This window comes from Citrobacter freundii complex sp. 2025EL-00176, assembly GCF_053309355.1.
The window spans coordinates 25,498-39,087 of record NZ_JBRYHT010000021.1; the positions used below are offsets into that span (position 1 = coordinate 25,498).

General features: G+C 55.1%; 13 protein-coding genes. 6 read left to right on the plus strand and 7 right to left on the minus strand.

All coding sequences use genetic code 11. The features are described 5' to 3' along the window. Nucleotides 1-58 precede the first annotated feature (58 nt). The 6 genes from menD to pmrD all read left to right on the plus strand — a co-directional run bounded on the left by menD (nucleotide 59) and on the right by pmrD (nucleotide 6,085). The gene (gene menD / locus ACVXHP_RS23175) at nucleotides 59-1,729 is read left to right on the plus strand and encodes a 2-succinyl-5-enolpyruvyl-6-hydroxy-3-cyclohexene-1-carboxylic-acid synthase (RefSeq protein WP_200005669.1); all 1,671 of its coding nucleotides are present in this window, start codon (nucleotides 59-61) and stop codon (nucleotides 1,727-1,729) included. Beyond that, nucleotides 1,726-2,484 (plus strand): 2-succinyl-6-hydroxy-2,4-cyclohexadiene-1-carboxylate synthase, encoded by a 759-nt coding sequence (gene menH / locus ACVXHP_RS23180; RefSeq protein WP_447572242.1) that lies wholly within the window; start codon nucleotides 1,726-1,728, stop codon nucleotides 2,482-2,484. Before menD ends, menH begins: the two co-directional genes overlap by 4 nt. A 14-nt stretch (nucleotides 2,485-2,498) precedes the next feature. Continuing rightward, nucleotides 2,499-3,356 (plus strand): 1,4-dihydroxy-2-naphthoyl-CoA synthase, encoded by an 858-nt coding sequence (gene menB, locus ACVXHP_RS23185; protein WP_200005673.1) that lies wholly within the window; start codon nucleotides 2,499-2,501, stop codon nucleotides 3,354-3,356. Then, nucleotides 3,356-4,318, plus strand: a complete 963-nt coding sequence (menC, locus tag ACVXHP_RS23190; protein ID WP_316129701.1) for an o-succinylbenzoate synthase — start codon at nucleotides 3,356-3,358, stop codon at nucleotides 4,316-4,318. Before menB ends, menC begins: the two co-directional genes overlap by 1 nt. Beyond that, the gene (gene menE / locus ACVXHP_RS23195; protein WP_447572243.1) at nucleotides 4,315-5,727 is read left to right on the plus strand and encodes an o-succinylbenzoate--CoA ligase; all 1,413 of its coding nucleotides are present in this window, start codon (nucleotides 4,315-4,317) and stop codon (nucleotides 5,725-5,727) included. The genes menC and menE overlap by 4 nt, the downstream gene beginning before the upstream one ends. Before the next feature lie 94 nt (nucleotides 5,728-5,821). After that, nucleotides 5,822-6,085, plus strand: a complete 264-nt coding sequence (gene pmrD, locus ACVXHP_RS23200; RefSeq protein WP_316129699.1) for a signal transduction protein PmrD — start codon at nucleotides 5,822-5,824, stop codon at nucleotides 6,083-6,085. A gap of 2 nt (nucleotides 6,086-6,087) precedes the next feature. On the opposite strand, the gene arnF is transcribed toward pmrD, so the two are convergent. From arnF to arnB, 7 genes are read right to left on the minus strand one after another with little or no spacing between them, the layout of a single operon-like run. Beyond that, on the minus strand, nucleotides 6,088-6,474 hold the full coding sequence (arnF, locus tag ACVXHP_RS23205; RefSeq protein WP_200005680.1) for a 4-amino-4-deoxy-L-arabinose-phosphoundecaprenol flippase subunit ArnF: 387 nt from the start codon (nucleotides 6,472-6,474) through the stop codon (nucleotides 6,088-6,090). Then, complete coding sequence (gene arnE / locus ACVXHP_RS23210) at nucleotides 6,474-6,809, minus strand: 4-amino-4-deoxy-L-arabinose-phosphoundecaprenol flippase subunit ArnE (protein WP_200005682.1); 336 nt, start codon at nucleotides 6,807-6,809, stop codon at nucleotides 6,474-6,476. The genes arnF and arnE overlap by 1 nt, the downstream gene beginning before the upstream one ends. Beyond that, nucleotides 6,806-8,461: a lipid IV(A) 4-amino-4-deoxy-L-arabinosyltransferase gene (arnT, locus tag ACVXHP_RS23215; protein WP_447572244.1), complete on the minus strand. Its 1,656-nt coding sequence runs from the start codon at nucleotides 8,459-8,461 to the stop codon at nucleotides 6,806-6,808. Before arnT ends, arnE begins: the two co-directional genes overlap by 4 nt. After that, nucleotides 8,458-9,360 carry a 4-deoxy-4-formamido-L-arabinose-phosphoundecaprenol deformylase gene (gene arnD, locus ACVXHP_RS23220; protein WP_262798747.1) on the minus strand — a complete coding sequence of 301 codons (903 nt, stop codon included), beginning with the start codon at nucleotides 9,358-9,360 and terminating at the stop codon, nucleotides 8,458-8,460. The genes arnT and arnD overlap by 4 nt, the downstream gene beginning before the upstream one ends. Next, nucleotides 9,357-11,339, minus strand: coding sequence for a bifunctional UDP-4-amino-4-deoxy-L-arabinose formyltransferase/UDP-glucuronic acid oxidase ArnA (arnA, locus tag ACVXHP_RS23225; RefSeq protein ID WP_447572245.1), 1,983 nt, complete (start codon nucleotides 11,337-11,339; stop codon nucleotides 9,357-9,359). The genes arnD and arnA overlap by 4 nt, the downstream gene beginning before the upstream one ends. After that, a complete protein-coding gene (arnC, locus tag ACVXHP_RS23230) occupies nucleotides 11,336-12,319 on the minus strand; it encodes an undecaprenyl-phosphate 4-deoxy-4-formamido-L-arabinose transferase (RefSeq protein WP_304700866.1) in 984 nt (327 codons plus the stop codon). Before arnC ends, arnA begins: the two co-directional genes overlap by 4 nt. A gap of 2 nt (nucleotides 12,320-12,321) precedes the next feature. Continuing rightward, on the minus strand, nucleotides 12,322-13,461 hold the full coding sequence (gene arnB / locus ACVXHP_RS23235; RefSeq protein ID WP_447572246.1) for a UDP-4-amino-4-deoxy-L-arabinose aminotransferase: 1,140 nt from the start codon (nucleotides 13,459-13,461) through the stop codon (nucleotides 12,322-12,324). Nucleotides 13,462-13,590 lie beyond the last annotated feature (129 nt).

A 13,590-nucleotide genomic window follows, 5' to 3' on the forward strand; every position in this document is an offset into this window, starting at 1 on the left:
AAAAATCCATTTATTCGATTCTTTATACTGTGTCGCAATATTGATACCGGACAATCTCATGTCAGTAAGCGCATTTAACCGACGCTGGGCGGCGGTCATTCTGGAAGCACTCACTCGCCACGGCGTCAGGCATGTCTGCATTGCCCCTGGCTCTCGTTCTACACCGTTGACGCTGGCAGCTGCGGAAAATCCTGCTTTTATCCACCATACCCATTTTGATGAGCGTGGGCTTGGGCATCTGGCCTTAGGCCTGGCAAAAGTAAGCCGGCAGCCTGTCGCCGTGATTGTCACGTCCGGTACGGCGGTGGCGAACTTGTATCCCGCATTGATTGAAGCGGGCCTGACCGGTGAAAAACTGATTTTACTCACGGCTGACCGCCCGCCTGAACTTATCGACTGTGGCGCTAACCAGGCGATTCGTCAGGCCGGCATGTTTGCTTCTCATCCGTCGCAAACCCTCTCTTTACCGCGCCCGACGCAGGACATCCCGGCGAGCTGGCTGGTGTCTACCATTGATAATGCGCTTGCTGCCTTGCATAGCGGGGCGGTTCATATTAATTGCCCCTTTGCAGAGCCGCTGTATGGCGACATGGACGAAACGGGTATTGCCTGGCAGCAACGCCTTGGCGACTGGTGGCAGGACGACAAGCCCTGGCTACGTGAAGCGCGTCGGCTGGAAAGCGACAAACAACGTGACTGGTTTTTCTGGCGACAAAAGCGCGGTGTAGTCATTGCCGGTCGTATGAGCGCGGAAGAGGGCAAGAAAGTTGCGCAATGGGCGCAGATGCTCGGTTGGCCGCTGATTGGCGATGTGCTGTCGCAAACCGGACAACCCCTGCCATGTGCTGACCTGTGGTTGGGGAATGCGAAGGCGGTGACTGAGTTACAGCAGGCGCAGATAGTGGTGCAGCTTGGCAGTAGCCTGACCGGAAAACGACTCCTGCAATGGCAGGCCAGCTGCGATCCGCAGGAATACTGGATTGTCGATAATATTGAAGGTCGCCTCGATCCGGCGCATCATCGTGGGCGCAGGCTGGTGGCGAAGGTGGGTGACTGGCTGGATCTGCACCCGGCGGAAAAACGCCAACCCTGGTGCGTGGAAATCCCGCGCCTGGCGCAACTGGCATGGCAGGCGGTGGAAGCTCGTCGCGATGCGTTTGGTGAAGCGCAATTAGCCCATCGTATTCACGAATATCTGCCCGAACAAGGGCAACTGTTTGTGGGTAATAGTCTGGTTGTGCGCCTGATTGACGCACTGTCGCAGCTTCCGGCTGGTTTCCCGGTCTATAGCAACCGCGGCGCGAGCGGCATTGACGGTCTGCTGTCAACGGCGGCGGGCGTACAGCGCGCCAGCGCAAAATCAACGCTGGCTATCGTCGGCGATTTATCTGCCCTGTATGACCTCAATGCGCTGGCGTTATTGCGTCAGGTTTCCGCGCCGTTTGTCCTGATTGTGGTCAATAATAACGGCGGGCAGATATTTTCCCTGCTGCCGACGCCGGCAAGTGAACGTGAACGGTTCTATCTGATGCCGCAGAACGTGCATTTTGAACATGCCGCAGCCATGTTTAACCTTAAATATCAGCGCCCAGAAAACTGGGAGCAACTGGAGAACGCGTTGACAAATGCCTGGCGTACTCCTGCAGCAACGGTGATTGAGCTGGTGGTGAACGAAACTGACGGGGCGCAAACCCTGCAGCAACTGCTGGCGCAGGTAAGCCATCTATGAGCCTGCACGCCCAGGCGACCGTAAGCCAGAGTGGAGCACCCTGGCTGGTTTTCCTGCACGGTTTCTCCGGCGACTGTCGGGAATGGCAGACGGTCGGTGAAGCGTTTCAGGATTATTCGCGGCTGTATATCGACCTGCCGGGACACGGCGGTTCCGCCGACATCAAGGTGAGCGGGTTCAATGATGTTTGTGTGTTATTGCGCAGCACCTTACTTAGTTACAACATACTTAACTACTGGCTGGTGGGATACTCTCTTGGCGGCAGAGTCGCGATGATGGCGGCCTGTCAGGAGATGCCCGGGCTTTGCGGTCTGGTCGTTGAAGGTGGACATCCTGGTTTGCAAAGCGAGGAGGAGCGCGTCCAACGTCGCCTCTCGGATGGCCGCTGGGCCGCGCGTTTTCGCGCTGAACCGCTGCGTGAGGTATTTAATGACTGGTATCAACAGCCGGTATTTTCCTCGCTGAATGCAGCGCAAAGAGAGGCGCTGGTGGATCTGCGTAGCCAAAATAATGGGCATACGCTGGCGGCGATGCTGGAGGCTACCTCGCTTGCCGTACAACCTGATTTACGTGCGCGACTCACTGCGCGCACATTTCCGTTTTATTATTTATGTGGTGAACGTGACGATAAATTCCGCGCGCTGGCGACGGAAATGTCAGTACCAAACCATGTGATTCGTAACGCCGGACACAACGCGCATCGGGACAACCCCGCTGGCGTGGTGAACTGTCTGGCTCAGATTCTGCGTCGCTGACTATAGGACATTTTATGATCTATCCTGATGAAACAATGCTTTACGCACCGGTAGAATGGCACGATTGCTCTGCAGGCTATACCGACATTCTCTACGAGAAATCCACCGACGGTATCGCCAAAATCACCATTAATCGTCCGCAGGTACGCAATGCTTTCCGTCCTGTTACCGTAAAAGAGATGATCCAGGCGCTGGCGGATGCCCGCTATGACGACAACATCGGCGTGATCATTCTGACCGGTGCGGGTGATAAAGCGTTCTGCGCAGGCGGCGATCAAAAAGTGCGTGGCGACTACGGCGGATACCAGGATGACTCCGGTGTGCATCACCTGAACGTGCTGGACTTCCAGCGTCAGATTCGTACCTGTCCAAAACCGGTCGTGGCGATGGTGGCAGGGTACTCCATCGGCGGCGGCCATGTACTGCACATGATGTGTGATCTGACCATTGCGGCGGAAAACGCCATCTTTGGTCAGACCGGCCCAAAAGTGGGTTCCTTCGACGGCGGTTGGGGTGCCTCTTACATGGCCCGTATCGTTGGTCAGAAAAAAGCGCGTGAAATCTGGTTCCTGTGCCGTCAGTACGATGCGCAGCAGGCGCTGGACATGGGCCTGGTCAACACCGTGGTTCCGCTGGCAGATCTGGAGAAAGAGACCGTACGCTGGTGCCGCGAGATGCTGCAAAACAGCCCGATGGCGCTGCGTTGCCTGAAAGCCGCGCTGAACGCCGACTGCGATGGGCAGGCAGGCCTGCAAGAGCTGGCCGGTAACGCCACCATGCTATTCTACATGACGGAAGAAGGTCAGGAAGGCCGTAACGCCTTTAACCAGAAACGTCAGCCTGACTTCAGCAAATTCAAACGGAATCCGTAATGCGTAGCGCGCAGGTATACCGCTGGCAGATCCCCATGGACGCGGGGGTGATTCTGCGCGACAGGCGGTTAAAAACGCGTGACGGGCTGTATGTTTGTCTGCGTGACGGCGAGCGTGAAGGGTGGGGAGAGATCTCCCCGCTGCCGGGCTTCAGTCAGGAAAGCTGGGAAGAGGCGCAAACCGAGCTACTGGCCTGGGTGCAAGGCTGGCTGCAAGGGGATGCTTCTTTACCACAGCTGCCTGCTGTCGCTTTTGGCACAAGCTGTGCGCTGGCCGAACTGGCAGGTACTCTGCCGGAGGCCGCAGACTATCGTGCTGCGCCGCTGTGTACGGGCGATCCTGACGATCTGGTGCTGCAACTGGCGGATATGCCGGGCGAAAAAGTCGCGAAGATCAAGGTTGGGCTGTATGAAGCGGTTCGCGACGGGATGGTCGCCAATCTGCTGCTCGAGGCGATTCCGGAGCTGCATCTGCGACTTGACGCCAACCGTGCCTGGACGCCGTTGAAAGCCCAACAGTTCGCGAAATACGTCAATCCAGAGTATCGCGGACGCATTGCCTTCCTGGAAGAGCCATGTAAAACCCGCGATGACTCACGCGCATTCGCACGTGAAACCGGCATTGCCATCGCCTGGGACGAAAGTCTGCGCGAAGCGGATTTCACCTTTGAAGCCGAAGAGGGCGTCAAGGCTGTGGTTATCAAACCGACGCTGACCGGTAGTCTCGACAAAGTGCGTGAACAGGTTGCGGCGGCGCATGCGCTTGGTCTCACCGCCGTTATCAGTTCGTCTATTGAGTCGAGTCTCGGCTTAACCCAACTGGCGAGAATTGCCGCCTGGCTGACGCCACAGACGATTCCGGGTCTGGACACGCTGAGCCTGATGCAGTGTCAGCAGGTACGCACCTGGCCGGGTAGCGCATTGCCGTGTATTGACGTTGATGCGCTGGAACGCCTGCTATGACCTCGTGGGAAACGCCCGATAGCGCAAGCTTATCGGGCACTGACTGGCCATGGCGTCACTGGCGACAGGTTCGTGCGCAGGTGCCAGCCTTACGCCTCAACGATGAGGTGTTAAGCTGGAATGAACTCTGCGCACGCGTTGACCATCTGGCCTGCGGGTTTGCTGCTCAGGGCGTGGAAGAGGGCGATGGGGTCCTGCTCCGCGCCTGGAACCATCCGCGTTCTTTACTGGCCTGGCTGGCGCTGCTGCAATGTGGGGCGCGGGTTTTACCTGTGAATCCGCAGTTGCCACAGTCGTTGCTTGATGCGCTGGTTCCGGACTTAACGCTACGTTTTGCGTTGGATCTGGAGGCGGCTGGCGCGTTCCCGGGGCTGAATCCGTTGCAGATGCAGACGCTACCTGGCGCTCATGCCGCCGAGTGGTCGCCTCAGCGTTTGAGCACAATGACGTTAACCTCCGGTTCCACCGGATTGCCGAAAGCGGCGGTTCACACCTGTCAGGCTCATCTGGCAAGCGCGCAGGGCGTGCTGTCATTAATGCCGTTTGGCGCTGAAGATGACTGGCTGCTTTCACTGCCCCTGTTTCATGTCTCCGGCCAGGGTATTTTATGGCGCTGGTTGTTTGCCGGAGCGCGAATGACCGTGCGCGACAAGCAGCCGCTGGAACAAATGCTGATCGGCTGCACCCATGCCTCGCTGGTCCCTACTCAGTTGTGGCGCTTGTTGGTCAATAAAACGCCTATCACGCTCAAAGCGGTGCTGCTGGGCGGCGCGGCTATTCCTGTTGAGTTGACGGAGCAGGCGCACGAGCAGGGGATTCGCTGCTGGTGCGGTTACGGACTGACGGAATTCGCTTCCACCGTCTGCGCGAAAGAAGCGGATGGTCTGGCCGATGTCGGTTCAGCCTTAGCGGGCAGAGAAGTCAGAATCGTGGATGACGAAGTCTGGCTGCGTGCGGCCAGCATGGCGCAAGGCTACTGGCGCAATGGGCAGCTTACCCCTCTGGTTAACGCGGAAGGCTGGTTTGCCACCCGCGATCGTGGTGTGTTAAAGGACGGCAAGTTAACCATTATCGGTCGCATGGACAATCTGTTTTTTAGCGGTGGGGAAGGCATACAGCCAGAAGAAGTGGAGCGCGTGATTGCAGCGCATCCGCAGGTTCTGCAAGCCTTTATTGTCCCGTTAGAAGACAAAGAGTTTGGTCATCGTCCGGTGGCGGTCGTTGAGTATGACACCAGCGCTGGTGACGCCAATCTTGCAGAGTGGGTTAAAGATAAACTGGCCCGTTTTCAGCAACCGGTATGTTGGCTGACATTGCCACCCGAACTCAAAGCCGGAGGGATTAAAATCTCTCGTCGGGCGTTGGCGGATTGGGTAAGTGCTTCATCCTTAACATTAAGAAAGCATTAATTACATTTCGCATTTTGCCATTCCGTCGCTATTGTCGTTTTGTTTATCTGCTAAAGTGTAACCTTGTGTGAAATTCTTTAACAAAAGGTGCGCTATGGAATGGCATGTGAAGAAAACTTGCTGTCACAAGAAAGCAGGGAGGCTCTATATCGTACTTTGCGATAGCGGTGGTTCGCTTAAGATGCTTGCTGAGGCGCAATCTTCCGAACGGGTTAAGCCAGGCGACCTTCTTTCACCGCTGCAAGATGCGCAGTATTGTGTTAATCGTGATGCATCCCGCGTGATTAAAATAATCGATGCCAGACAGTACGTTTGTGACGAATGGGAGCGCCTGTTACGACTGTCGGCAGATAAATGAGCTCAGCGCCGGTGCTTGTCAGCAGGCAGAAAAATCGTCATTAAACCGGCCATAATGCACAGTACCCCAACCAGCGCCTTCACTGAAAATGTTCCCTGCCAGCCAGGCAGAATCATGGATGCGACCCAAACCAGCACATAGCTGAGGCTGAGCAGGGCATAAGCCTTGCTCAGGGCGAGCTGATGCAGGGCCTTATGCCAGCAAATAACCGACAGTAAATATCCCGCCAGCCCACTAAAAAGAGCAAATGCGCCAGCGTTGAGAGCGAATACGGCGGATAGAAATTTCAGCGGTTGCAGCATCGGCGGCAGGTTATCCATCGCAAAGCCGAGACTCAGTTGGGCGGCCGAGGTGATAATCACGCTACATAATCCCCAAAAGATGCCCATTACACCGCGCTCCCAAGAATGAATATGCCGGTGATTATCAGCCCTACACCTAGCCAGTGGCGCGTTGTGACAGGTTCGCGCCAGATTTTCCAGGCAGCCAGCGTCACCCAGACAAAATTCAGGCTCAGCATGGGATAGGCGATGCCAACAGGGATATTCTGCAACACCACCAGCCAGAGCAGCATGGCCAGACCGAGGCTTGCCAAAGCCAGCCCAATCCATTGTGTAATATGGCGTTTTCGCCTGCCTGATGGCACTGGGCGGGTTGCCTGCTTCTGGCATAACTGTCCGCAGACGCTGAGCAGGCTGGCGAAAATTAAGACTATCCAGATCATTTCGGTCGATACTGAATCAGGACCAGACGCCCCTGATTATCAATATAATCAGCGGGAGGAATGGCTAGTTGATTAATATCTTCATTCTTATCAATCGAGAGCACGAGGGTAATATTTCCTTGCTGACGGTGTTGGGCTAACCAGTCGGCAAAGTCCGTCCGACTGACAAAGCGGCCCTGGGCATCCGGATAGTTGAGACCGTATTTCAACTCGCCTGTTTGTCCGTATAGCATGATGTCGTCACGCTTCAGGCTCCAGGCCAGCCCCGCGGCGACGCCAACGCTGTCGGTGAGAATATAGCGGCTGGATTCCAGCGACTCTTTGGTCATCTCGACAAAAAACTGCGGTTGCTTAGATTCCATGACCCGATCGGGAATGGAGAAGCCAAACAACAGCGCCAGTCCTAATGGGCACAGCGCAGCGAATTGCCAGTTCTTCTCGCGGTTATTTAACGTATACCAGCCAAAGAGCGTCCAGCTGAGAAAAATACCCCATGCACAAAAAACCTTATAGGTTTCGATATGCGACCAGACAGGCGTTTTCAACGGCCCCAGCGTGGAAACAATAAACGTGGCGATAATGCCCGCCACACCAAACAGAACGTTGATCCAGCCATTCACACGCAGCGCGGCTGAACCTTTTTCCGCGGCCTGCAGACCGAACCGCGCCGTTAATATCGCCAGCGGCGCGAAGCAGGAAAGAATATAGGTCGGCAGTTTTCCTTTCGCGATGCTGAAAAACAGGATTGGCATGATAATCCAGCTTAGCAGGTACAGCGCGCTGCGCGGAACATCGCGTTCCCGCCAGCCCGTACGCAGCGCGCCGGGAAGCAGCCCCAGCCACGGTAACGCGCCAGCCAAAAACACGGGAACGTAGTACCAGATTGGGGCTTTATGTTGGGCATCATCCTGGGCGAAGCGTTGAATGTGTTCGACCCAAAAGAAATAATGCCAGAAATCCGGCTCACGCTGAGCAATCGCTACTCCCCACGGCAGTACAATCACGACGCAGCCGATGACTGCCAACAGGCCGTAGATGATCAGGTCTTTCCAGCGTTTTTGCACGAACACCCACGGCAGCACGCTGAGTACAGGAACGGCAAGCGCCAGAAAACCCTTGGTCATCACGCCCATACCGCAGGTTAAACCTAACAGCAGAAAGGCGTGAGTTTTGCGTTTTGTGGTAGTGGCCTGCATCCCCTCCCAAAAGCAGCACATGCCCGCCATGAGCCAGAGCGCGATGATAGGATCGAGTACCGCGTAGGTGCCGATGCTATAGATTGAAAAAAAGGTTAAAAAGATGACCGAAGAGAGTACGGCGGTACGTTTATCCTGCCACATCCGCATGGCAAGCCACGCTACCAGCAGAGCAGTCAGCAAGGTGGCAAAAATAGCGCCCGCTCTGACGCCAAAATTATTGGCGCCAAACAGCCATTGCCCGATGCTGTTCAACCAGTATCCGGCAATCGGTTTTTCAAAATAACGCAGCCCTAAAAAGTGCGGAACGATCCAGTCGCCAGAGGTCAGCATCTCCCGACTGATTTCGGCATAGCGCGTTTCATCAGGCTGCCACAGCAGACGACTATTAATAGGTAAAATAAAATACAGCGCGATAAAAGCGATAAATGCCAGGGCGTTACGTACCGATTTCATTGTGTCATATCCACGGGTTGCTGACAGCCGAGCCATCCCTCTCTGCCGGGAATTTTCCCACGCACGATCCGCCCTGTTGGCAGCGTACTGATATCGTCCGGTAGCAGCTCCCCGAGCGGGCAAAACGTAATCCCCATGTCGGCAGCGCGAGTGAGCAGCTCGTCAAAATTCTGCTGAAAGGCGATACCTTCCACTTCTGCATGAATGGTGTACACCGGCGTCCCTCTGCTCATCTGGATGTGGGAGAGAATATAAGCGTTAAAGTCCACCGCCTGGACCTCCTGACCCACCACTTCATCCCATGTCGGTAATGTGACAGGAATTTGCGGCGTACCTGTTTTCCCGGACGCCAGTACAGGACGGAATAACGACGTTCCCCGACAGTCGCTGTTATAGCGCAGATGAAACGTTTCTTTGGCATGGACGACGCGGTCGTCGGCACGCCATCCCGCAACGGCGGAGCAGGTCACGGGCTGATTGATGATAGCTTCAAGGGCGGTGATGCCGCGTGAAATATCATCAATCAGCTCTTTGTCATTCCAGTTTCCGCTTCGCGCCTGCCAGGCATGGTGATCCCAGGCATGCAAACCGGTTTCATGAAGCAGGGCGGTTTGCGCAATAATCGCCGCATTGGCCTGGCCGATCTCTTTTCCCGGCCATGCTGTACCCGCCAGCAAAATATCCCATCCGTAGAGCGATGCTGCGTTTGAGCGCAGCATCTTCCACAGAAATTGTGGCTTCACAAGACGCCAGAGATGGCGTCCCATGTTGTCAGGTCCCACGCTAAAGAAAAAACTTGCCCGAACGTTATGTCGGTTCAATGTCTCCAACAGGCGGGGCACGCCTTCGCGCGTCCCCCTGAACGTGTCGACATCAATGCGCAAGCCAACTTTGGTCATGATGTGTGTTCCGTGATATCCACACTGCGTAAGAAGAAGTCCAGCGTCTCTTCTACCGTTTCCTGCATCTCAATGGTGGGTTCCCAGTTCAGGCAGCGTTTTGCGTTGCGAATATTGGGCTTACGATGCTCAACGTCCTGATAACCTTTACCATAGTAGGTGCTGCTTTCGACGTCGCGGAAACCGGCAAACGGCGGAAAATGCTGACGTAATGGATGTTTTTCAAAGCAGGTTAGCAGCATTTCTGCCAGTTCCTGAATGCTCGCTTCGTTCTCCGGATTACCGATGTTGATAATCTCACCGTCACAGCGTCCGCCTTCGTTTTCAATAATGCGGTACAGAGCTTCGATACCATCGCGAATGTCGGTAAAACAGCGCTTTTGCTTGCCGCCCTCAATCAGCTTAATCGGTGAGCCTTCCACCAGATTGAGAATCAATTGGGTAATGGCGCGTGAGCTGCCGATACGTGCGGCATTCAGGCTGTCCAGACGCGGTCCCATCCAGTTAAACGGACGGAACAGGGTGAAGCGTAATCCCTCTTTTTCGCCGTATGCCCAGATTACGCGGTCCAGCAGCTGCTTGGAAACGGAGTAGATCCAACGTGGTTTATTCACCGGACCGACGATCAGATTCGAGCTGTCCTCATCGAAGACTTTATCGGTACACATGCCGTAGACTTCGGAGGTTGACGGGAAAATGATGCGCTTACGGTACTTCACGCAGTAGCGAATGATTTTCAGGTTCTCTTCAAAATCAAGCTCAAACACGCGCAGTGGGTTGCGGGTATATTCGATTGGCGTTGCGATTGCCACCAGCGGCAGCACGACGTCGCATTTTTTCACATGATATTCAATCCATTCGGAGTGAATGCTAATGTCGCCTTCGACGAAATGGAAACGCGGATGTTGCAGGAAACGCCCAATAGCATCGCTGCCAATATCGAGTCCATATACTTCGTAATTGTCTTCTTGCAGCAGGCGCTCGGTCAGATGGTTACCAATGAAGCCGTTAACACCGAGGATCAACACGCGAGTACGGCGTTTGCTGGTGGTAACTGACTGGCTGTTCAGACGAGAACCGGGTACCAGACCCAGAACCTGCGCCAGCTGTGAGCCCTGCATTGCAATACCATCGCCAGCTTGTCCGGTAATAATCTCCAGTGCGCCATCGACACAGGCGATCAGCAAAGGAGACACGGAGATGACGGTGCCCGGTTGGGCTGCAAGGTCATTTGTGCTAACACGCGATGACCAGACGGTGAACTTCTGCGTGCCGACATAGCTAAATGCGCCCGGCCACGGATCGCTGACGGCGCGGACCTGGTTATGCAACTCTGCGGCGGGTTTGTTCCAGTCAAGGAAGCTATCTTCCGGCGTACGGCGACCAAAACAGGTAGCCTCTGCTTCCTGTTGCGGGCGTTCTGCGTAATCTCCCGTTTTAATCGCGGGCAGCGCCTGTTCCAGCAGGTGACGCGCAGCCTGGCACAATTTATGGTGCAGCGTTAACGCCATATCATCCGGAGAGATAGCGACAGACTGCTGGGCGATAATAGCGCCAGCGTCCGCACGTTTGACCATGCGATGAAGCGTGACGCCGGTTTCGGTTTCGCCATTAACCAATACCCAGTTCAGCGGCGCGCGACCGCGGTATTTCGGCAGCAGCGAGCCGTGCAGATTAAATGCCCCCTTAGGTGCAAGGCTGAGGATCTCCTCACTCAGTAAATGACGATAGTAGAACGAGAAGATAACATCGGGTGCCAGTTGGCTAATGCGCTCAATCCACAAAGGATGATTAACCTCGTCCGGGGCGTAAACCGGAATACCGGCGCTGGCGGCGAGGCGGGAAACAGAGCCAAAAAACGCTTTTTCACCCGGGTTGTCGGTGTGCGTAAAAATTGCGGCGATTTCGTAACCTGCATCCAACAAGGCCTGGACACCCTGACATCCCATATCGTGATAGGCAAATACGACGGCTTTCATGCGCGGTTTTCCTCGGTTGACTGCGTGGTTTGTGGGCGGATAACGTGTTGAACAAAATAGCGGGGGCGGGCGCGGACATCGTTATAGATGCGACCGATATATTCGCCGAGTAAACCCATGCCAATGAACTGTGCGCCGATAAAGGTAAACAGGACGGCAAACAGCATGAATACCCCTTCCGCGGCCCACTGCGGACCGAGCGTCAGGCGTAACACAACAAGCAGAACGGACAGCGTAAAGCCCGTGGCGGCAATCACGCTGCCAAGCAGGCTCAACATACGTAACGGCGTGGTGGTCAGACAGGTCACCAGGTCATACATCAGGTTAATCAGACGCATGAAGCTGTATTTAGAGTCACCAAATTCACGCTCTGCATGGTGTACCGGGATCTCCGTGGCGCGACGGGCAAAAATGTTGGCCAGAATCGGAATAAAGGTGCTGCGCTCCTGACAATGCAGCATGGCATCGACAATATGGCGACGATAGGCGCGTAGCATGCAGCCGTAGTCGCCCATCGCTTTACCGGTAGTGCGCTGAATCAGGTGGTTGATCATGCGCGAGGCGGTCTTACGAAATACGCTGTCCTGTCGGTTCTGGCGTACCGTTCCGACCACATCGAAGCCTTCATCTGCGGTGGCGACCAGCCGGGGGATCTCTTCCGGCGGGTTTTGCAAATCGGCATCCAGCGTGATGATCAAGTCACCGGTGACATGGCTGAAACCGGCCATAATTGCCGAGTGCTGGCCGTAATTGCGATTCAGCAGAATAGAAACGATATGGCTGTCCGGCGCCTGAGAAGCGTCCATCATCAGTTGCGCGGAATGGTCGCTGCTGCCGTCGTCGATCAGCAAGATTTCATAATCTTTGCCCAATTTTTCGCAGGCGGCGCTGGTGCGTCTGATTAATTCTGGCAGGCTTTCCTGTTCGTTAAAAACAGGGATGACCACTGAGACTTTCTTGATCGGTGTGGCTTCAAACATGGTTATTGTCCTGCAATCTCGCGAAGCGCCGTAATGACTCGCTGGGTGTCAGTGGCGGTCATGTCCGGGAACAATGGCAGCGAGCAGATGCGTGCGCTATTCCATTCTGTATTTGGCAGCGAAAGCGTGGTGAAGCGTTCGCGGTAATATTTTTGCGTATGGGCCGCACGAAAATGCAGACCGGTGCCAATATTTCTGGCCTTCAGCGCTTCCATTAAGGCATCTCTGTTCAGGCCGCAGTGCGCTTCGTCAACACGAATGATAAACAGGTGCCAGGCGTGAACGTGGGACCACTGGGGCATGCTCAACGGTTGAAATGGCGTATCGGCCAGCGCTTGTTGATATTCCCGGGCAATTTGCGCACGGCGTGAGTTCAATTGCTCCAGCTTCTTCAGCTGTACCAGCGCGATGGCGGCATTGATATCCGTGAGGTTGTATTTGTATCCGGGCGCCAGCACTTCGGCCTGCGGCGCGCGGCCGAAGGTTTGTCGATCAAAAGCATCAACGCCCAGGCCGTGAAACTTCAGACTGCGAAGCCGCTGGGCAAGCTGGCCGTCGTCGGTAACAATCAGCCCACCTTCCGCACTGGTGATATTTTTGATGGCGTGAAACGAGAAAATAGCGGTGCCGCGCGCGCCAACATGACGGTTCTTATATAACGTCCCTACGGCGTGCGCCGCATCTTCGATGATCGGAATGCCATAGCGCTCGCCAATGGCATAAATCGCGTCAAGGTCGGCGGGGGCGCCAGCGTAATGTACTGGAATAATCGCTTTGGTTCGTGGCGTGATGGCCGCTTCAATCTGCTCTGGTGTGACCATAAGCGTATCGCGATCAACGTCGACCATGACTGGCGTCGCACCCAGCAGGACAATCATATTAAGGGTAGAAACCCACGTCATCGATGGTGTGATGACCTCATCGCCCGCACCGATGCCCAGCGCCATTAGCGTGATGTGCATTCCAGCGGTAGCGGAGCAGACGGCGACGGCATGCTGATTTCCCGTCAGCTGGCAGAAGGCTTCTTCCAACTGTTGATTTTGCGGACCGGTGGTTATCCAGCCAGAATCCAGAACCGCCTTCACTGCGGCAAGCTCTTCAGCTCCCATAGCCGGGCGAGAGAAAGGCAAAAAGTCAGACATCATTATTCCTTCAAGCCATTTAACGCACCGACGTTTTATTTTTAGCGATAAACAGGGGCGTCGTTAATTATTTATCAGGCTTCAAAGGTTAATGACTGAAGGTTAATTTATCCTTAAGAGTTTAAGGTT